This is a genomic window from Paraburkholderia sp. GW821-FHT02A12, from assembly GCF_059422005.1.
In genome coordinates this window covers 4554089-4573868 of sequence record NZ_JBWKWA010000001.1, presented here as the reverse complement: position 1 = coordinate 4573868, position 19780 = coordinate 4554089, and the positions used below count along the sequence as shown (strand labels likewise).

19 protein-coding genes are annotated in these 19780 nt (G+C 63.4%); 11 read left to right on the top strand and 8 right to left on the bottom strand.

From position 1 onward, the window contains the following. Positions 1-72: 72 nt before the first annotated feature. Complete coding sequence (locus AC07WT_RS21135; RefSeq protein WP_494948346.1) at positions 73-603, top strand: Lrp/AsnC family transcriptional regulator; 531 nt, start codon at positions 73-75, stop codon at positions 601-603. Here AC07WT_RS21135 and AC07WT_RS21130 read toward each other — a convergent pair. Beyond that, positions 600-1412 carry an SDR family NAD(P)-dependent oxidoreductase gene (locus AC07WT_RS21130; protein ID WP_494948345.1) on the bottom strand — a complete coding sequence of 271 codons (813 nt, stop codon included), beginning with the start codon at positions 1410-1412 and terminating at the stop codon, positions 600-602. The genes AC07WT_RS21135 and AC07WT_RS21130 overlap by 4 nt on opposite strands. 175 nt (positions 1413-1587) lie before the next feature. Between AC07WT_RS21130 and AC07WT_RS21125 the strand changes: the two genes are divergently transcribed. Both AC07WT_RS21125 and AC07WT_RS21120 read left to right on the top strand, forming a co-directional pair. After that, the gene (locus AC07WT_RS21125; RefSeq protein ID WP_494948344.1) at positions 1588-2523 is read left to right on the top strand and encodes a GlxA family transcriptional regulator; all 936 of its coding nucleotides are present in this window, start codon (positions 1588-1590) and stop codon (positions 2521-2523) included. A 70-nt stretch (positions 2524-2593) separates the two neighbouring features. Continuing rightward, entirely contained in the window at positions 2594-3022 is a 429-nt protein-coding gene (locus AC07WT_RS21120) for an HIT family protein (protein WP_492590734.1), read from the top strand. 8 nt (positions 3023-3030) lie between these two features. Here AC07WT_RS21120 and AC07WT_RS21115 read toward each other — a convergent pair whose 3' ends face one another. Then, entirely contained in the window at positions 3031-3210 is a 180-nt protein-coding gene (locus AC07WT_RS21115) for a hypothetical protein (RefSeq protein ID WP_492590735.1), read from the bottom strand. A 267-nt stretch (positions 3211-3477) separates the two neighbouring features. Here AC07WT_RS21115 and speG point away from each other — a divergent pair, with 267 nt between their 5' ends. After that, the gene (gene speG, locus AC07WT_RS21110) at positions 3478-4032 is read left to right on the top strand and encodes a spermidine N1-acetyltransferase (protein ID WP_494948343.1); all 555 of its coding nucleotides are present in this window, start codon (positions 3478-3480) and stop codon (positions 4030-4032) included. A 440-nt stretch (positions 4033-4472) separates the two neighbouring features. Next, on the top strand, positions 4473-4811 hold the full coding sequence (gene sap1, locus AC07WT_RS21105) for a surface attachment protein Sap1 (RefSeq protein WP_492590737.1): 339 nt from the start codon (positions 4473-4475) through the stop codon (positions 4809-4811). Between the two features lie 253 nt (positions 4812-5064). Here sap1 and AC07WT_RS21100 read toward each other — a convergent pair whose 3' ends face one another. From AC07WT_RS21100 to AC07WT_RS21080, 5 genes are all read right to left on the bottom strand, one after another. Next, the gene (locus AC07WT_RS21100) at positions 5065-6798 is read right to left on the bottom strand and encodes an IlvD/Edd family dehydratase (protein WP_494948342.1); all 1734 of its coding nucleotides are present in this window, start codon (positions 6796-6798) and stop codon (positions 5065-5067) included. 53 nt (positions 6799-6851) lie between these two features. Next, positions 6852-7856 carry an L-arabinose ABC transporter permease AraH gene (araH, locus tag AC07WT_RS21095; RefSeq protein WP_492590739.1) on the bottom strand — a complete coding sequence of 335 codons (1005 nt, stop codon included), beginning with the start codon at positions 7854-7856 and terminating at the stop codon, positions 6852-6854. Positions 7857-7910: 54 nt separating this feature from the next. Next, positions 7911-9467: an L-arabinose ABC transporter ATP-binding protein AraG gene (gene araG / locus AC07WT_RS21090; protein ID WP_494948341.1), complete on the bottom strand. Its 1557-nt coding sequence runs from the start codon at positions 9465-9467 to the stop codon at positions 7911-7913. Between the two features lie 86 nt (positions 9468-9553). Next, positions 9554-10558: an arabinose ABC transporter substrate-binding protein gene (locus AC07WT_RS21085; RefSeq protein ID WP_492590741.1), complete on the bottom strand. Its 1005-nt coding sequence runs from the start codon at positions 10556-10558 to the stop codon at positions 9554-9556. Between the two features lie 116 nt (positions 10559-10674). After that, the gene (locus tag AC07WT_RS21080) at positions 10675-12123 is read right to left on the bottom strand and encodes an aldehyde dehydrogenase family protein (RefSeq protein WP_494948340.1); all 1449 of its coding nucleotides are present in this window, start codon (positions 12121-12123) and stop codon (positions 10675-10677) included. Between the two features lie 172 nt (positions 12124-12295). Between AC07WT_RS21080 and AC07WT_RS21075 the strand changes: the two genes are divergently transcribed. Together AC07WT_RS21075 and AC07WT_RS21070 are read left to right on the top strand one after the other, a co-directional pair. Then, positions 12296-13273, top strand: a complete 978-nt coding sequence (locus AC07WT_RS21075) for a LysR family transcriptional regulator (protein WP_492590743.1) — start codon at positions 12296-12298, stop codon at positions 13271-13273. 233 nt (positions 13274-13506) lie between these two features. After that, the gene (locus tag AC07WT_RS21070) at positions 13507-14061 is read left to right on the top strand and encodes a YaeQ family protein (protein ID WP_494948339.1); all 555 of its coding nucleotides are present in this window, start codon (positions 13507-13509) and stop codon (positions 14059-14061) included. 92 nt (positions 14062-14153) lie between these two features. On the opposite strand, the gene AC07WT_RS21065 is transcribed toward AC07WT_RS21070, so the two are convergent. Continuing rightward, a complete protein-coding gene (locus AC07WT_RS21065) occupies positions 14154-14579 on the bottom strand; it encodes a VOC family protein (RefSeq protein WP_494948338.1) in 426 nt (141 codons plus the stop codon). Between the two features lie 418 nt (positions 14580-14997). Here AC07WT_RS21065 and ada point away from each other — a divergent pair, with 418 nt between their 5' ends. The 4 genes from ada (at position 14998) to AC07WT_RS21045 (ending at position 19751) form a co-directional block, all read left to right on the top strand. After that, the gene (gene ada / locus AC07WT_RS21060; RefSeq protein ID WP_494948337.1) at positions 14998-16158 is read left to right on the top strand and encodes a bifunctional DNA-binding transcriptional regulator/O6-methylguanine-DNA methyltransferase Ada; all 1161 of its coding nucleotides are present in this window, start codon (positions 14998-15000) and stop codon (positions 16156-16158) included. Continuing rightward, a complete protein-coding gene (locus AC07WT_RS21055) occupies positions 16155-17072 on the top strand; it encodes a DNA-3-methyladenine glycosylase family protein (protein ID WP_494948336.1) in 918 nt (305 codons plus the stop codon). The genes ada and AC07WT_RS21055 overlap by 4 nt, the downstream gene beginning before the upstream one ends. 306 nt (positions 17073-17378) lie before the next feature. After that, positions 17379-18995 carry a glutamate--cysteine ligase gene (gene gshA / locus AC07WT_RS21050; RefSeq protein ID WP_494948335.1) on the top strand — a complete coding sequence of 539 codons (1617 nt, stop codon included), beginning with the start codon at positions 17379-17381 and terminating at the stop codon, positions 18993-18995. Between the two features lie 255 nt (positions 18996-19250). Further along, positions 19251-19751: a hypothetical protein gene (locus tag AC07WT_RS21045; protein WP_494948334.1), complete on the top strand. Its 501-nt coding sequence runs from the start codon at positions 19251-19253 to the stop codon at positions 19749-19751. Positions 19752-19780: the final 29 nt, after the last annotated feature.

The following is a 19780-nucleotide window of genomic DNA, read 5'->3' as shown; positions in this document are numbered from 1 at the left end:
AATTGCTTGCGATCCCGCGCTGATATAGGCTATTTATTCCGAATTTCGCGTCTCTCACGGAATATTTCATCTATGACCACCACGCCACCCAGACGTCTCGATCGAATCGACATCGGCATCCTCAGCCAGTTGCAGCAGAACGCGCGCATCACCAACGCGGATCTGGCCCGCTCGGTGAATCTGTCGCCGACGCCCTGCTTCAACCGCGTGCGTGCGCTCGAAAAGCTTGGGCTGTTCAAGCAGCAGGTCACACTGCTGAATCCGGAGCCGCTTGGGCTGCGCATCAACGTGTTCATTCAGGTGAGTCTGGAAAAGCAGGTGGAAGACGCGCTGCAGCGTTTCGAGCAGGCGATTTCGGAGCGCCCCGAGGTGATGGAGTGCTATCTGATGACGGGCGACGCCGACTATCTGCTGCGCGTCGTCATGCCGGATATGCAGACGCTGGAGCGCTTCATCGTCGATCATCTGACGAAGATTCCGGGCATCTCGAACATCCGCTCCAGTTTTGCCTTGAAACAGGTGCGCTATAAAACGGCGCTGCCGCTGCCGTCGTCGGGACTGACGCTGCTCGATCCCGACGACGTCGCGACCGACTGGCGTTAAGCCGCTGAGGCACCGCGTGTGTAGCGCGCGGCCGGCGACTTGTGCGACAGGTTCGGTTGCAGTTGCTGGCGGGCGCTGTTGAAACGCTCCCAATCGGCCGCGTCCGGCAGCGACGGAATCGTCACCAGTTCGTGCTGGTCGAGGCCCACGAGTGCGGCGTCCACCATATCCTCGGCGGTCATCACGATCTGCGCGGGCAGATGCTCGACCGCGAGGCCGGCGCGGTCCCAGAACGCGGTGCTGGTGGCGCCGGGCAACACGGCTTGCAACTGCACGCCCTTGTCGCCCACTTCATGATGCAGCGACTGCGTCAGATTCAACACATACGCCTTGGTGCCGCTGTAGGTGCCGTTCAGCGTCTCCGGCGACAGTGCGACGATCGACGAGATATTGATCACGATACCGTTCGCCCGCCCGACGAAACCCGGCACCGCCGCTGCGGTTAAACGCGTGAGCGCCGTTACGTTCAACTCGATCATCTTGTCGAGTTCGTCGACGTCGGAGTCGATTAGCGACGCGGTCGCGCCGACGCCGGCGTTGTTGACCAGCATTGTGATGCTGCTGTCCGTGCGCAGGCGCTCTTCGATGCGGCGCGTGTCGGCCTTGACGGTCAGATCGGCGGCGACGATATCGACATGACGGCCGGTCTCGCTGGTAAGACGCTCGGCCACGGCGGTCAGGCCCTTGACGTTGCGCGCCACCAGAATCAGGTCATAGCCGCGCCGCGCGAGGCGGTCCGCGTAAACGGCGCCGATGCCCGACGATGCGCCCGTAATCAATGCCGTGCCCTTGTTCGCTTGCGTTGACATTTGAATCTCTCCTTGCGGGCCATGCGCATCGCGCCCTCGCCCTATTGATGAATGGGAAAACCTGGGACCTCCGCCGCCGCGCCGTTTTTTTGGGCGGTGCGGCGTTGACGAGGCAAGTCTAGGCGCGTAGCCTATTGTCTCAAATGTCGTATTTACCTCGTTTTAGGACATCGCGATGAAACGTATCGGCGTGGTGGTTTTCCCCGGCTTCCAGATCCTCGACCTGGTGGCGAACTCCGTGTTCGAGTTGGCCAACATGGAAGCGCCGCAGCCGGAGTACGCGGTGGAAGTCATCTCCGAGCACGGCGGGATGGTGCGCAGTTCGTCCGGCGTGCAGATCGCCACGCAGCCGTTCGGCGATCCGTCGTATGACACGGTGGTCGTCACGGGTGCACTGCGGATCGAGCCGTCGTCGCCGGGTTTGCTGGCCTTTCTGAACGAAGCGCTCGCCGCTTCGCGCCGCACCACCAGCATCTGCACCGGCGCGTTTGTGCTGGCCGAGGCAGGCATCCTCGACGGCCGGCATGTCACGACACATTGGCGCTATGCCCGCGAATTGCAGCAGCGTTATCCCGAGGTGAGGATCGATGAAGACCGCATCTTTATCGTCGACGGAACGGTGTGGACGTCGGCCGGCATGACGGCGTGCATCGATCTGTGTCTGGCGCTGGTCGAAAACGATCTGGGCGTCGACGTCTCGCGCGCGGTCGCGAGGAAGATGGTGGTCTATCACCGGCGTGCCGGCGGCCAGTCGCAGTTCTCGGCCATGCTGGATCTGGAACCGAAGTCCGATCGCATCCAGGACGCGCTGTCGTATGCAAAAACGCATCTGCGCGAGCCGCTCACGGTCGAACAGCTCGCCGAGCTCGCGCATCTGAGCCCGCGCCAGTTCAGCCGGGCCTTTCGCGACGAGACGCGGCAGTCGCCGGCAAAGGCCATCGAGGCGCTGCGCGTCGAAGCCGCGCGCTCGATGCTCGAAGCCGGCCGTCATTCGATGGAGGCGGTTGCCGCAGAGACAGGCTTTGTCGACACCGAGCGGATGCGGCGCGCGTTTCTGCGTGCGTTCAGCCAGCCGCCGCAGGCGATCAAACGCGCGGCGCGTGCGCTGTAACAGATCTGGTGGACAATATCGGCGACAGCGGCACAACCCCGATTTGAACGGCAACCAGAGAGGACGCGTGATGAAGACCTACGACGACAGCAATCCCTTCGCAAGGATTCTGCGTGGCGAACTACCCTGCATCAAGGTCGCGGAAACCGACGCGGCGCTCGCCTTCATGGACCTGATGCCGCAAGCCGACGGTCACGTGCTGGTCGTGCCGAAGGAAGCGGCGGTGGAAATTTTCGAGTTGTCGGATGCGTCGGTGGTCGCTTGCATGCGGATGTCGCAGAAACTGGCCATCGCGCTACGCAAGGCCTTGCGCCCGGACGGCATGTTCATCGGGCAGTTCAACGGCAGCGCCGCGGGACAAACCGTGCCGCACGTGCACTTTCATGTGATTCCGCGCTGGGAGGGACAGCCGCTGCGCATGCACGCGCGCGACGTCGCCGACGCCGCCACGCTCGAAGCGCTTGCCAGGCGCATTCGCGAGCATTGGCGCGCGGACTGAGCGACGGCTCAAGGACGATGCCGCGTGCGGCGCAACGGATGCCGCCAGTCGATACGGCGAGGCCGTAGATGCGTGGGCCGCAACTCCTGCTGATGTCGATGCTCTTGCCACAATTCGTCAGAGAAAAGGAACGCGACAATCACGAGCGGCACAACCAGAAATGCGCCCAGAATCAGTTGCTCGATCACGGTAGCCTCCTGACCGCAAAAGCATGATTTCATTGTAGAGCAGCATGCGTGCCCACACCGTGCCGCACCGCTCATAAATTTGCGGTAACCCGCCTGCGACAATGCGACGCCCTGCTCTTGCCGAATCCGCGCGCCGTCTCGCGCTTTGCAAAAAACGCGCAGCGCCGCCTGCGCGCGTTGCAAGAACTCCGTGCGCTGCGCCCGGACTAACAGAAACGCGTGCCTCCAGGCCGCCTGTTCAAAGCAAATATTCTCAAGGGGAATCCAATGACTATCGAACGCAGCAGCGAACGCAGCAGCGAACTCACGTTACGCCCGCTCGAGCGAGCCGATCTGCGTTTTGTCCACGAAGTGAACAACAACGCGAAAATCATGCGTTACTGGTTCGAGGAGCCGTACGAAACGTTCTCCGAGCTGACCCAACTGTACGACCAGCACGTGCACGATCAACGCGAACGGCGCTTCGTCGCGATCGACAACGCCGGCGAAACCATCGGCGTCGTGGAGCTGATCGAACTGGACTACATCCACCGGCGCGGCGAGTTCCAGATCATCATCGCTCCGCATGCGCAGGGCCGCGGTTATGCGACCCTCGCCACGCGGCTCGCGATCGACTATGCGTTTTCAGTGCTGAATCTGCGCAAGATCTATCTGATCGTCGACAAGTCGAATACGGCCGCCATTCACGTTTACGAGAAGTGCGGTTTCAAGCACGAGGCCGAGCTGATCGAAGAGTTTTTCGGCAATGGCCGGTATCACAACGCCTTGCGCATGTGCATGTTTCAGTCCGAGTTCTTCGAGACCAATCAACGCGGCGATTGACCCGCTGCTTGGCAAGGGCGCGCGCCGGCGCGCCGGCCGATAGAGCTGGCACCGTTTATCTTCTGCACATACACCGTTATTTCGCGTTTTTCATTTAGTCGGTCGAATGACTTTGTGTGCAATGCACCAACCGCACTTCCTGATTGTATTAAGTCGCTTAATTGTCGCTGCGCGTTTACGCGAATACGAACCGCAAAGCTTTACCGGTTAAAGCGGCGCGCCCCGCCCGTCTTTTAGTTATCCGTTTCAATCCTGCGTATTCAAGCCTTCGCCCGACGGCTAACGGGCTGCGGCAGCAGGTGCGACAATTCGCCGCTGTTGCGACCGCACACAAGATGTGCTTGTCGTTCGCTCGCGTTCTCCTAAAGTGCAAGATGCGGGTTCGACGTTAAAGTTAAATACATAGCTAACCTGAGTAATCAACCCGCACCGGAGGAAATATGAAATTACGAATCGCCCTTCTTTTCGCCATTGCGGGTTTGGCTGCCGCATCCGTTCAAGCGCAAGACGTTGTCGTCAAGCCGCAGCAAACCATCCAGTTCAAGGCCAATGCGTATGGCTGTCTGTCGAAGGATAAACTCGACGCCGCCGATCAGCATGCGCAAGCCGGTGAACAGCAAAAGATGCAGGAATTCTTCTCCGGATACCAGTGCATTTCAACGCCGGAAAATTCGAGTTTCCGCGTGGTGCGCGTAGTCGGCCATGACGTCGAATTCGTGAATTCCGCTAATAGCGATACGCAAGGCCTCTGGGCTAACGACCGGTTCATCAAGCAATAAGCTTACGCACTCCGGTGAAACGCCGGACCCAGTGTGTACTGAAAATCCTCTGACTGTAAAAGCCGGAGGTGGTGAATCTGCGAGTTAAAAAACGGCTGGGTAAATCGCCCGGCCGTTTTTATTTGCGGCTCTAATTTGCGGCTCGATCGAGATTGCCCGGATTGCTGAAGCGAATTAAAAAAACCGATGCGGATTTTCGGTCCGCATCGGCAGCACGCCTTCTCGCAAAGCGCAGGAACAACACAAACGTCGATCAATGTGAATCGCGCGGTACCGGCGCACCACTCGATCCCACCAGGAAGTCGAGATCCGCGCCTTGATCCGCTTGCAGCACGTGCTCGACGTAGAGCTTGTAGTAGCCGCGCGTGGGCGCTTCCGGCGCCTGCCACGCGGCGCGCCGGCGCGCCAGTTCGGCTTCCGGGACATCCAGATGCAGGCGGCGCGCTTCGACATCGAGCTCGATCATGTCGCCGGTCTGCACGAACGCGAGCGGCCCGCCTGCCGCCGCTTCCGGCGACACGTGCAGCACCACCGCGCCGTATGCCGTGCCGCTCATGCGCCCGTCGGAAATGCGCACCATGTCCGTGATGCCTTTTTGCAGCACCTTCTTCGGCAGCGGCATATTGCCGACTTCCGCAAAACCCGGATAGCCCTTTGGCCCCGCGCCCTTGAGCACCATGATGCAGTGCTCATCGATCTCGAGCGCTTCGTCGTCGATCTTCGCGTGCAATTCCTCGATGTTCTCGAACACCACCGCGCGTCCGCGATGCTTCAGCAGATGCTGGGTGGCCGCCGACGGTTTGATCACCGCGCCGTTCGGCGCGAGGTTGCCCCTCAGCACTGCAATGCCCGCCTTCGGCTTGAATGGCTCGGCGAACGTCGTGATGACCTTCTCGTCGTGGTTCGGTGCGTGGCGCACGTTGTCCCAGATCGTCTTGCCGTTGACGGTCAGCGCCTCGCGATGCAGCAGCCCTTGCTCGCCGAGTTGCTTGAGCACCGCGGGCAAACCGCCCGCGTAGTAAAAGTCCTCCATCAGGTACTCGCCCGACGGTTGCAGATTGACCAGACACGGCACGTTCGATCCCAACTCCCAATCTTCCAGCGCCAGCTCGACGCCAATGCGCTTCGCCAATGCGATCAGATGCACGACCGCGTTGGTCGAGCCGCCGATCGCCGCGTTCGTTCGGATCGCGTTTTCGAACGCCTGGCGCGTGAGGATCTTGTCCATCGTCAGATCTTCGCGAACCATCTCGACGATGCGCCGGCCCGCGAGATGCGCGAGCACTTGCCGGCGTGCGTCGACTGCGGGGATCGCCGCGTTGTGCGGCAAACCCATGCCGAGCGATTCGACCATCGAGGCCATCGTCGACGCCGTGCCCATGGTCATGCAGTGGCCGCGCGAGCGGTTCATGCATGACTCGGCTTCGGTGAATTCCTCCTGCGTCATCGAACCGGCGCGCACTTCCTCCGACATTTGCCAGACGCCCGTGCCCGAGCCGATATGCTTGCCGCGGAACCGGCCGTTGAGCATCGGCCCGCCCGACACCGCGAGCGACGGCAAATTGCACGACGCCGCGCCCATCAGCAGTGCCGGCGTGGTCTTGTCGCAGCCCACCAGCAGAATCACGCCGTCCATCGGGTTGCCGCGAATCGACTCCTCGACGTCCATCGAAGCGAGGTTGCGAAACAGCATCGCGGTAGGCCGCAAATTGGTTTCGCCGAGCGACATCACCGGAAACTCCAGCGGCAAACCGCCGGCTTCGTGCACGCCTTTTTTCACGTACTCGGCGAGTTCGCGAAAGTGCGCGTTGCACGGCGTTAGTTCGGACCACGTATTACAGATGCCGATCACCGGACGTCCGTCGAATTCGTCGTGCGGAATGCCCTGGTTTTTCATCCACGAGCGATGCAGAAAGCCGTCGCGGTCCTTGAGGCCGAACCACGCCTGGCTGCGCAGCGGCTTTTTAGTCTGGTTCGAATCAGCCATGAAATCTCCTGTTGGCAAGCATGTAGAGGGGGGCGCCTAGCCCGGGGCGCGCGTCAGTGCACGCGCTTGCTGCGGCGGAACTGATCGAACAGCACCGCGAGCAGCAGAATCCCGCCGCGAATAAGGTATTGATAGAAGGTCGGCACGTTCAGCAGGCTCATGGCGTCCTGCACGGAGCCCATGATCAGTACGCCGACCAGCACACCGGAAATCGTCGCGACACCGCCCGTCAGCGAGACGCCGCCGAGCACGCACGCGGAAATCACGCCGAGTTCAAGCCCGACGGAAGTCTTCGGGTCGCCCAGACTCATGCGCGACGCAAGCATCACGCCGGCGAAGCCCGTGACGAGCCCTTGCAATACGAACACGGTGATCTTGATGCGCGTGACCGGCAGGCCCGCGAGCAGCGCCGCCTCGCTATTGCCGCCGACGGCGAGCACGTTCTTGCCGAACACGGTCTTTTTCAGCAGAAAACCGAACAGCACGAAGCCGACGATGTTGCTCCAGATCGGATACGAAATGCCGAGGAACGAGCCGCCGCCGAGGTCGAAGAAACGCTCTTCGGAAATCATCACCGCGTCGCCGTTCGACGTGATGAACGCGAGGCCGCGCACGACTTCCATCATCGCGAGCGTGACGATCAGCGAGTTGATCCTGTAGCGCGCGACCAGCACGCCGTTCACGAGTCCGACCGCGCCGCCTGCCAGCACGCCGGCTGCCACGCCGAGCAGCACGCTATGCGTCGCGGTGATCAGGGTGGATGCGACCACGCCCGCAAACGCGACGATCGACGCGACCGACAGATCCACTTCGCCCAACGCGAGCACGAACATCATCGTCACGGAGATCGAACCGATCAGCGTGACGGACAGCAGCAGGCCCTGGATATTTCGCGAGCTCAGGAAATCGGGTACGGCGAATGACAAGACCGCGAACAGGATGATGAACACCATCACGATGCCGGACTTGTTGATCAGATCCCATGTACGCGCCGCGCGTGCGCTTAGGCCCGCATGAGCGACGGCTGGAGTAGAGGAGTCGGTGGAGGGTGTGTGCATGATATCTATTCCGTTTTCAATGGCGCGGTGTCTCTGTGTATCCCGGTGCCCGCATCAACGCGGCAGCGCGAGCTTGATCAATGCGTCGGGCGTGGCCTGCGCCTTCGGCAGATCGCCGACAATGCGGCCTTCCTTCATCACGATCACGCGATCCGCTACGCCGATCACTTCAGCCAGATCGCTCGACACGACGATCACCGTGCGGCCCGCTTCGGCAAGTCCATACAGCAGGCCGTAAATCTCGCTGCGCGCGCCGACGTCGATACCGCGCGTGGGTTCGTCCATCAGGAACACGTCGATGTCTTCGGCGAGCCAGCGCGACAGAATCACCTTCTGCTGATTGCCGCCGGAGAGCGTGCCGATCGGCGTCTCGCCGTTGCGCGTCTTGATCGCGAGCTTGCCGATGAACTCTTTGGCGGTCTGCGCTTCCTTGCGGCCGTTGAGCACGTTGAAGCGGCTGAAGTGGCGGCGGCAACTGATGTTGAGGTTGTCCGAAACGGAGGCGATCGACACGATGCCTTCCTGCTTGCGGTCCTCAGGACATAACGCGACGCCCGCGCGCACCGCGTCGCGCGGTGTGGTGAAGCGCATGCGCTTGCCTTTGAGCGTGATCTCGCCGGCGGTCGGTTTCACAGCGCCGTAGATCAGCTTCATCAACTCCGAACGGCCCGCGCCGACCAGTCCGAAGAAGCCGAGGATTTCACCTTTATGCGCCGCAAACGAAGCCGGTTCGCGCAGGCCGCGCCCCATCACGCCTTTGACGTCGAGTTGCACGTCGCCGATATCGCGCGAGCGGTAGCCGTACACGTCGGCGATCGAGCGGCCCACCATGCAGCTGATCAATCGGTCGCGATCGAGTCCGGCACCCGCGTCGAACGTATCGATGCGGCGGCCGTCGCGAAACACCGTCACGCGGTCGCACAGTTCGTAGACTTCATCCATCCGATGCGTCACGTAGATGATCGCGCGGCCCTCGGCCTTCAGCGCGCGAATGATCCGGAACAACTGCGCGGTCTCACGCGACGACAACGAGCTGGTCGGTTCGTCGAACGCAATCACGCGTGCGTCGCGCATCAGCGCCTTGCCGATTTCGATCATCTGCCGCTGACCGATCGACAGATTTTTCACCTGCTGCGCCGGATCGATTTTTTCACCGAGCCGCTCCAGCTCGCGCACTGCGCGAGCAATCAGCGCCTTCTCGTCCAGCACGCCGAAACGATTGGGCAGGGCGCCGAGCATCAGGTTTTCCGCGACCGTCAGCTCCGGCACCAGATGCAGTTCCTGATAGATGATCGCGACACCCGCCGCGATGGCCGCTTTGGTGGTGACGAACTGCTGCTCGACGCCATCGAGCGACAACGTACCCGCCGCCGGCTGGTTCACGCCGGAGAGCACCTTGAGCAGCGTCGATTTGCCGGCGCCGTTTTCGCCCATCAAGCCGTGCACTTCGCCGCGGCGCACTTCGAGCGATACCTGGTCGAGCGCGAGTACGCCGGGAAAGCGCACGGTGATGCCGTCGAGCCGCAGGTACGGATCGGCGGACGCAGAAGCGAACGCGGGCGAGGGCGCTTGCGCGGAAAGCGCCGCTTCGTCAGTGTGGGAAACCGTCATCGAAAGCCTCTAGCTGGTGGACAAGCCGTGCGGGCCGATCTCGCGTGAGCGCGCTTCGGCCCGCAACGTGCGGACGCGAAGCCCGCTTAAATCCCGAGCTCTTTACGCACGTCCTGCCAGTTGCCGCGCACCATCAGCTTGCCGGTGGTCTGCGTATCGGCCGGCGGCTGCTTGCCGCCCTTGATCCACTCGACGAGGTTCTCCGTGCTCTCCTTGCCGTGCATCGTCGAGCTCACGGCGATCGTGCCGTAGAAGCCCGTCGGTTCCTTCTTCTGGAACTCGGCGAATGCTTCGCCAGCGCCGTTGATGCCGACGCCGATCACGTCCGCTGCCGGAATGTGCAGTTGCTCGGTCGCGCGCACGCCGCCCAGCACGCTCTCCTCGTTGAGCGCGAAGATCACCCACTTCTTGATGTTCGGGTGCTGCGCGAGCACCGGCGACGACGCGTTGAAACCGCCTTCGTCATCGGTGGTCTTTTGCGGCGCGTCGAAGATGTTTTCCTTCTTGAAGCCGCCGGCGAGCAGCGTTTGCGTCGCGCCGTCGGTGCGCAATTTCGCGGTCGGCAGTTCGTAGTTCGTGATGCGCAGCGCGCCGACTTCTTCCGGTTTCCAGCCGCGACGCTTCATTTCATCGGAAATCGCCGTGCCGACCTGGTTGCCGATCTTGAACGCGGACATGCCGAGATGCGGCACGTTGGGCAGCGGCTTGCCAGTCGAGTCGACCAGTTGATCGTCGACGGTGACGAACTTCATGTTGTAGCGCTTCGCGCGCGCCTGAATCGCCGGTCCGAGGCGCACGTCCGGCGCGCAGATCACGAAGCCTTTGGCGCCTTGCGCGCCGAGGTTGTCGATGGCAGCCAGCACTTTTTCGCCGTCCGGCGTGCCGATGTTGACCACCGAGAAGCCATCCTGCTGGCCGAGCGCGGTGGCGGCCTTCTGTTCGTTGATGAACCACGCCTGTTCCGGCATCTTCACGAGAAAGCCGACTTTGAGCGGCTGATCCGCGTGCGCGGAAAGTTGCGCGGCAAAGGGCGCGGCGAGGGCGGCGGCGGCCATCGCGGATAGGGTCAAACGGCGAAGCTTGCTGGTCATGTCTGTCTCCTGACGTTGAAAAGCTGCATTGATTTCGTTTAGTTGCAGCGGGGCGATGCACGGCCGGCGTCAGCCGGAACGTGGATAGGCGGGTGGATGCGCGGATGCCATGGCGATCAGTCCGCGACGTAGGCCGTTTTCACGGCCGTCCAGAATGCGGAGTCGGTGGTGCCGTAGGCCGACGCTTTGCGGCCGCCGGCGGGCGCGTGATGTTCGACGGCGGTGGTCGCCAGGTTGATCGTCACGAGGCCGCTCTGCACGTGACGCCGGAAATGCCGCGCGCGGGCGAGCGAGCGCGTGCAGATGCCGGCGCATAGTCCGTAGGCGGTGTCGTTCGCGAGATGCAGCGCGTGGTCGTAATCGTCGGCGCGCAGCACGACGGCGAGCGGTCCGAAAATCTCTTCACGCGCGATACGGTGTTCGGGTTCGCCGATGAATAGCGCCGGCTCGAAAAAATAGCCGCGCGTCGCGCGTTCCAGTCGCCGGCCGCCATGCAGCAATTGCGCGCCTTCCTGTTGACCGATACGCACGTAATCGAGATTGCGCTCCAGCTGCGCGGCGTTCGCGACCGGGCCGATATCCGTGCCGTGTTTCAACGCATGATCGACAGTGAGTCTGGCGAGCTTGGACTGCAACGCATCGACAAACGGCTCGAACACCGCGCGTTCGACAATCAGGCGCGACGCCGCAGTGCTGCGTTGACCGCTCGAGCCATATGCGCCGCTCAAGGCCGCATCGACGGCGCCGTCGAGATCGGCATCGGCCAGCACCACGAACGGATTCTTGCCGCCCATTTCCAGCTGCACGCGCGCCTGCCGCGCGGCCGCGGCTTGCAGAACCCGCGTGCCGGTTTCCGCCGAACCGGTGAAGCTGATTGCCGCTACCAGCGGATGCGCCGCGATCCGCGCGCCGACCTGGCGGCCGCTGCCCATCACGAGATTGAAGACGCCCGCAGGCATGCCGACGCGGCTCACGATCGTCGTCAGCGCCGCCGCGCAAGCCGGCGCCGATTCGGCCGGCTTGAAGACGACGCAATTGCCGTGGGCGAGGGCGGCGCCGAGCTTCGCCGCGGCGATCGCCAGCGGCGCGCTCCACGGCGCGATGATGCCGACCACGCCGAGCGGCTCACGCGTCACGTCGATCTCGACGCCGGCGCGCGCCGAAGCCGCCGGCTCGGCGGACGCGCGCACTGCCTCGGCGGCGAAAAACTTGAAGATCTGGCCGGCGCACGTCGCTTCGGCCAGGGCTTCCGGCAAGGTCTTGCCGACTTCGCGCGCCAGCAGCCGGCCCAGCTCGTCGCGGCGCGCCAGCATCTCGCTGCCGATCGCGTCGAGCGCATCCGCGCGGCGCTGCGCCGAACCCAGCGACCATTCGCGGAACGCCGCGCTCGCCGCTTCGATCGCGGTATCGGTCTGCCGCGCATCGGCGCGCACATAATCGCCGACCGGTTCGTCGAGGTCCGATGGATTGAGCGACACGCCGGTGGTCGCACCCGTCTCCCAACCGCCGTTGATGTAATGGCGGAACGGACTTGCAACGAGGGGGACGAGCGGATCGCGATTCATCGAAATCGAAGGGTAGACGCCACGTGAGGAAGCTCGGAAAGTCCACGAATGGTATGAGCCGTCCCAATAACTTTCCAATCCCTTTTTGGGCTCTCGCGATATCAATTCTGGTATGGCATGATGAAGCCTTCGCCCCAGCAGACGGCCTTGAGCCGCTTTATGGAGACAGGCCATGACCCGCAGCTACTCGAACTGGTTCGTGCGCGCGCGGCTGAAGACGCGACAGTTGCTGTTACTCGCGGCGATGGAAGAGGAGGGCAACGTCCGGCGCGCCGCCGACGTGCTCGGCATGACGCAACCCGCCGCCTCGCGTCTTCTGAAAGAGCTGGAAGACGTGCTGGAGGTGAGTCTGTTCGACCGCACGCCACATGGCATGCACGCCACGCTGTACGGCGAAGTGATGATCCGCCACGCGCGCATGGTGCTGTCGAACCTGAGCCACGCGCACGACGAAATCTCGGCTCTGCGCGCCGGTCTGGCAGGCCAGGTCCGCATCGGCGTGATCGCCGCCGCCGCCGCGACGATGGTGCCGCGCGCGATCGCCAGCGTGAAGGAACGCTATCCGCAATTGCAGATCTGGGCGGAAGTGGAAACCTCCGACGTGATGCTGCCGAGAATCGCAGAAGGCGAACTGGACATCATGGTCGGCCGCGTGTTGGAACGGCAGAACCAGTTCAAAACCGAAGTTCGCTATGAACCGCTCGCCGACGAACCGCTGTGCGTGGTCGCGCGTCCCGGTCATCCTCTCGAAAATGAAACAGGTTTGACACTGCGGGGAATCGTCAACGCGAGTTGGGTTTTGCATCCGCCGGGCAGCGTTTTGCGCCATCGCTTCGATCTGATGTTTTCGCAAATCGGGCTGAATCCGCCGCAAAACGTGGTCAATACCAACAATTTTCTGGCGATTTCGAGCCTGCTGCTGCAAAGCGACATGCTCGCGGTTTTACCCGACGAAGTGGCGCGTCAATACCAACAGTATGGTGTTCTGAAGCGGGTGCCGATCGATTTACCGTGCAGGATGGATACATTCGGTATCATCACGCGCCAGTCGCACCTGCTTTCGCCGGCGGCCTCCGTTGTGCTCGAAGCCTTGCGGGAAGCCGCTGTCGAGGTCTACGGCGCCCCCTTCGAGCCGGCAGTGGCGCGATAAATGCTTCTCCTGTTGCAGAAAGCAGCCGGTCGCGCCGTCTAACTGACGGCATTCAGACAGCGCACCGCGGCCCCTGGGCCGCACGTTTCGCTGCGATCCGAACCGCAGCGGAACGCCGGCCTTCGGCACGGGAGGGGCAAGCGATGTACAAACAACACGGTAAACGGCAACGAGCCGTCGACGATTCTTTTTCTGTTCGCTCCGGTGGAGCGAACACCTGGTATAGCAACGGCATGGCTCTCAAATCGACGATTTACAAGGCGGAACTCCAGATCGCCGACATGGACCGGCACTATTACGCCGACCATTCGCTGACAATCGCCCGCCATCCCTCGGAAACCGACGAGCGGATGATGGTGCGCGTCGCCGCGTTCGCGCTGTTCGCCCAGGAACGGCTCGAATTCTGCAAAGGCTTGTCGGATGTCGACGAACCAGACCTGTGGCAGAAGGACCTGACCGGCGCGATCGAAACCTGGATCGAAGTCGGCCAGCCGGACGAACGGCGCATCGCCAAGGCGAGCGGCCGCGCGAACGAAGTGATCGTGATCGCTTACGGCGGCCGCGCCTCGGGCATCTGGTGGCTAGGCGTGAAGAACAAGGTCGAGCGGATGCGCAATGTGACGGTATGGACGCTCGACGAAGACGTCGCCCCCGCACTCGGCTCGCTCGCCGAACGCACGATGCGTCTGCAATGCACCGTGCAGGACGGCGAAGCGTGGCTCGGCAGCGCCGAGGCGGACGCGGTGCCGATCAAGTGGACGGTGTTGAAGGCCCCGGCTGACGCCTGATCGCATTGCGTGGGTACAGCTTGCGCGCCTGCGTCTACGTTGTTTTCCGCTGCCCGGCCCGCAGCAGCGGCGGGGGTAACTACAGGGCGTAACTACAGCGACGTCATACGCGCCGCTTCCGGCGGCCCTTTCAGCTCGACCATATTGCCCTCCGGATCGAACAGATACAGCGACGGCCCGAAGCCGTCCGCGCCATAGCGCAGCGCCGTTTCGCCAAGCCGCGCGCCGTGTTCGCTCAGATGCACCTTGAGCGCGTCGGCATCGAACGGTTCGATCCGCAAACACACGTGATCCATGTTGCGTCCCGCGCCGGGCGTGCCGTTTTCGGCGTGGTCGAGCTTTGCGCCGACCTGCAGCAGGTCGATCAACGAGCGCCCGGCTCGCAACTGCGTCAAGCCCAGATCGCGCTGCTCCTTCTCTACGCTGCAACCGAGCACGTCGCAATAGAAACGCGACATCTGCGCGACGTCCGCCGCTCGAATGACGATGTGATCGATCTCGCGAATGTGGATTTTCATGTCGAACGCCCCTTGGATGGTTCGCTGAACGGATGAGTAACCAGTGTAGGAGGAAAGGGTGGCGCCGTGATGGCAGCATGCAATCCGTCATCGATCACCCGCAAAGGGGCGGATCAGGAAACGACAGATGAAAAGTACGGACGAAAAAAAGCCCGCTCTATGTGGAGCGGGCTGAATCCATATCAGGAGGAGACATGGAGGAGACAAGTACTAATATACACATGGGGTTGGTGCGACGCAATAACTTTTTAAGGGAAAACCCGATATCGTGCCAAATTGTCGCACTTTGTGGCGAAACGACCGCTTGGCGCGGCTTCCAGCCTACGAGGAAGCGCAATGACAGAGCAAGAACCGGAGCGTAGTGTGTCGGCATGCGGCTTACATTGGTGAGCATCGACACCGCCTTTCCGGAAGCATCATGAACCGCGCCGACCACACCGCTGTCCCCCAGTGGACCTCCGACGCCGACCGCTGGGACGCCGTCACCCGCCGCGACCCGCAGGCCGACGGCGCGTTCTTCTACGGCGTCAAAACCACCGGCGTGTTCTGCCGTCCGTCGTGCGCGTCGCGTCAGCCGCGCCGTGAAAACGTCGATTTCTTCGCCGACGCGGACGCCGCGCGCGCCGCGGGCTATCGCGAATGCAAGCGCTGCCAGCCCGGCGGCCTGCCGCGCGAGCTCGAGGTCGTCAATCGCGCCTGTGCCGCGCTCGACGCCGATCCGCAACAGCGCCTTACGCTCGCGCAGTTGAGCGACGCCGTGCACGTCAGCCCGTTTCACTTGCAACGCCTCTTCAAACGCGTGGTGGGCGTCTCGCCGCGTCAGTATCAGGCCGCAAAGCGCGGCGCCGCCTTGCGCGACGCGCTCCGGAGCGGCTCGGACGTCACCCGCGCCACGCTCGATGCCGGCTTCGGTTCGCCGTCGCGAATGTACGACAGCGCATCGGCCGAATTGGGCATGGCGCCGTCCGCGTTTCGCCGCAAGGGCGCCGGCCTGGTTGTACGCTACGCCAGCGCGCCGACTTCGCTCGGCTTCGTGCTGGTGGCCGCCACCGACAAGGGCATCTGCAAGATCGGTTTCGGCGACGACGCCGCGGCGCTCGCCGACGAACTGCGCAGCGAGTTTGCCAATGCCGAACTGGTCGAGGATCCGGCGCGGCTTGCTCCGTTCATCACGCAAGTGGACGCCTACTTGCACGGCACGCGCGAGCGCTTCGATCTGCCGCTCGATATCGCCGCAACCGCCTTCCGGCAACGCGTGTGGGACGCGCTGCGGCGCATTCCGTATGGCGAGACGCGCAGCTATTCGGAAATCGCCGAAGCGGTCGGTTCCCCCCGCGCCGTGCGCGCGGTGGCGAGCGCGTGCGCGACGAATCCGGTCGCGCTGGCGATTCCTTGCCATCGTGTGGTGCAGAAGAGCGGGGCGCTGGCGGGTTATCGCTGGGGACTGCCGCGCAAGGCTGCGCTGCTCGACAACGAAGCACAACACGCCCACGACGCGCACGACGATCACGACACCGCCGGGAAACGCAAGACCGACGCCATTGCCGACGCTGCCACCAACCTGGACCATGCCGCGTGAGCACGCCTGACGACGTCGCAACACTCGAACTGCCGTTCAAACCTCCCTTCGACTGGCCGCGGCTGCTGCGCTTTTTCGGCGGACGCGCGACGCCGGGCGTCGAAGCGGTCGAAGACGGTGCCTATCGCCGCGCCATCGATTGGGCCGGCGACAGCGGCACCCTGACGGTGCGTCTGCATCCGCGCAAGCGCTGCATCGTCGCGAGCATCGAGGGTTCCGCGAGCCGTCACGCGGACGCGCTCGCCGCGCCGATCGCGAAGATGTTCGATCTGCACGCCGATCCGAAAAAGATCGGCGCGGAACTCGCCGCCGACCCGTGGCTCGCGCCTTTGATCGAATCGGTGCCGGGCCTGCGCGTGCCGGGTGCGTGGTCGGGCTTCGAACTGGTGGTGCGCGCGATCGTCGGCCAGCAGGTCAGCGTGAAGGCCGCGACCACCATCATCGGGCGGCTGGTGCAGCGCGCCGGCGAACGCATCGACGGGCATCCGCACGAGAACACCGCGTGGCGCTTTCCGACGCCCGCCGCGCTGGCGGCGGTGGATCTGGAAAAGATCGGCATGCCGGGTAAACGCGTAGCCGCGTTGCAAGGCTTCGCGCACGCGGTCGCTTCGGGCGACGTGCCGCTCGACAGCAGCGTGGCCGACGCCACCAGCCTGCGCGCCGCGTTGCTCGCACTGCCTGGCATCGGCCCCTGGACGGTCGAGTACGTCGCGATGCGCGCATGGCGCGACGCCGACGCGTGGCCCGCCTGGGACCTCGTGCTGATGCAGGCGATCTGCGCGCGCGATCCGTCGCTCGTGCGGCCCACCCAGCAGCGTGCCCGCACCGACACGTGGCGGCCGTGGCGCGCGTATGCGGCGATGCATCTATGGAACGAGGTGGCGGACCGGGCCGGCGCCGCGCGCGGCGGCTAACACGCGGCTAACCCGGTATCGGCCGTGTAAGCCCCGCCCGCCGAGGCGGGTCGGGGAGAACCGCGGATCGCGCGCCGGACGCGTGAAAGCCGGACGCGTGAAAGGTAGAGTGAGCGGGTCGCCGCCAGGCTGATTCGGCCGGAAAACAGACGGGCTCGAGTGCCGCGAAGCGGCCTCAAGCAGCCGCCGTGGCGAGATGTTAAAGTGCCCGCTACCTGAAAATTCCGCCGAACGTTGTCAACCGCCAGCGCTGCATCGAATGCAGACACGCGGCACATGGCGGCCGACAACGCCCGACTTGCATCAATGCCAAACAACACACCTTCCCGCACGACCGACGCGTTCTTGCACCGCCTGTCCGTGCTGAGCTCCGGCCCCCAGCGCGACGCGCTGATCCGCGGCCTGCGCGGCATCGAAAGGGAAAGCCTGCGCGTGATGCACGACGGCCAGCTCGCACTGACCCCGCATCCGCGCGCACTCGGTTCGGCGCTCACGCACCCATCGCTCACTACCGACTATTCCGAGGCGCTACTCGAACTGATTACGCCGGCGGAGCACGACGCCGCCATCACGCTCGAGAAACTCGACACGTTGCATCGTTTCGTCTATGCCGAACTCGGCGACGAAATTCTGTGGAACAACTCGATGCCGGGCCTGTTGCCCGAAAAGGACGAGGACATTCCGATCGCGCAATACGGCATTTCGAATATCGGCAAGCTGAAGTACGTGTACCGCGTCGGCCTCGCGCTCCGTTACGGCCGCACGATGCAGTGCATTGCGGGCATCCACTACAACTATTCGCTGAACGAAGAAGTGTGGCGGCTGTTGCATGCCGACCAGCAATCCACGGCCAACGCCGTCGATTTCCAGTCCGAACGTTATCTCGCGCTGATCCGCAATTTCCGCCGCACCAACTGGCTGCTGATGTATCTGTTCGGCGCGTCGCCGGCGCTGGATCGCCGCTTCCTGCGCGGCCGGAAACACACGCTCGAGACGTTCGACGCCGATACGCTGTACCGCCCGTACGCAACCAGCTTGCGCATGAGCGATCTCGGTTATTCGAACACCACCGCGCAAGCCGCGCTGCATGCGGACTACGACACGCTGCCGGGCTATCTCGACGCCCTCGCGAAGGCCGTGAGCCAGCCGTATCCCGCGTATGAAGCGATCGGCACGCAGCGCGACGGCGAGTGGGTACAGATCAACACGAATGTGTTGCAGATCGAAAACGAGTTCTACTCGACGATCCGGCCCAAGCGCGTCACCTATCCCGGCGAGCGTCCGCTGCATGCGCTGGCCGCGCGTGGCGTGCAATACGTCGAAGTGCGCTGCATGGATATCGACCCGTTCGAGCCGATCGGTATTTCGCTGGAAACCGCGCGGTTTCTCGATGCCTACCTGCTGGTCTGCGCCCTCGACGAGAGCGCGCTGTTGCCACCCGACGCCTACGCCGAAGCGAATCAGAACTTCGGCCGCGTGACGATGGAAGGGCGCAAGCCGGGGCTCGAACTGACGCGCAACGGCCAAACGGTTGCGATGACGGATTGGGCGGACGAACTGCTCGTCAAGATCGACGCGGCCGCAGCGACGCTCGATGCCTTGCAGGGCGGCGACGCGCACGCGCGCGCCGTGGCGGTTCAACGCGCGAGGCTGGCGGACCCGTCGCTGACGCCGTCGGCGCGCGTGCTGCAAACCATGCGCGACAAGCAGCAGAGCTTCCTGGCATTCGGCCTCGAACAAAGCGAGGCGCACGCCGCGCATTTTCGCGCGCGTGCGTTGAATGCCGCGCAAATGAAGGAGTTCGCCGAACTCGCCGCGCAGTCGCTGGCGGAGCAGACCAAACTCGAACAGCAGGAAGTGGGTTCGTTCGACGCATTCGTCGCGGCTTACCGGGCGTATACGTTGAACCGGTTTAGCGTCTGAACGGCGAGTAGCCGGATGCAAAAAAAGCGGCCTTCGAGGCTAATGCCGTTCAGCGGCTAACTGAACGGCATTAGGCCTTCGAGGCCGCTTTTTTTATTCTTCACAAGTAACGTCTACGCGAGCGGCCCGCCGCGCGGCCGGCTTAACTCGGCAAAAATTCCGTACGTGCTGACGATTCGCCGGCGCGGGTGAAACACGGTGCCGGCGTTGCGGTCCAACCTGCATGGCGTGCTTCAGAGGGGAGGAATCACCGTGATGAAAAAAGGTCTGTTGGCCGTGTTGTGCGTAGTGGCGGCGGGGTGCTCGACACAGGGGCAGGTCGATCCGGACGTCATGCAGATCGCGACGGCGCCGCTGACGTGTTCGAGCAAAGCCGAGTGCGACGCTTGGTGGCAACGCGCGCAGACGTGGGTGACGACCCATTCGAAATACAAGGTCGAAGCCGCGACGGACACGTTGATCCAGACCGCCGGCCCAGACGGCGGCAAGCGGGCGTTGGCGTACCAGATTACGCTTGCCCCGAATCCTGACGGCACATCGACGATTGGCTTTGCGGCGCATTGCGACAGCTCGCTCGGCTGCACGCCGAACCCGTGGGTGGCAGGAGCCGCCTTCAAGCAGTATGTACGAGGCACTGCAACCGGCGCGCCGCCGAGCGGCGCGAAACCATCGCAACCCACCTCATCGGCGATGCACCCGGATACGTTACAGGGACAATCGATCCCGGGAACGAATGGCGAATCGATAACGCAGTGAAACGGGAAGGCAACGCCGTGGGCAAAAAA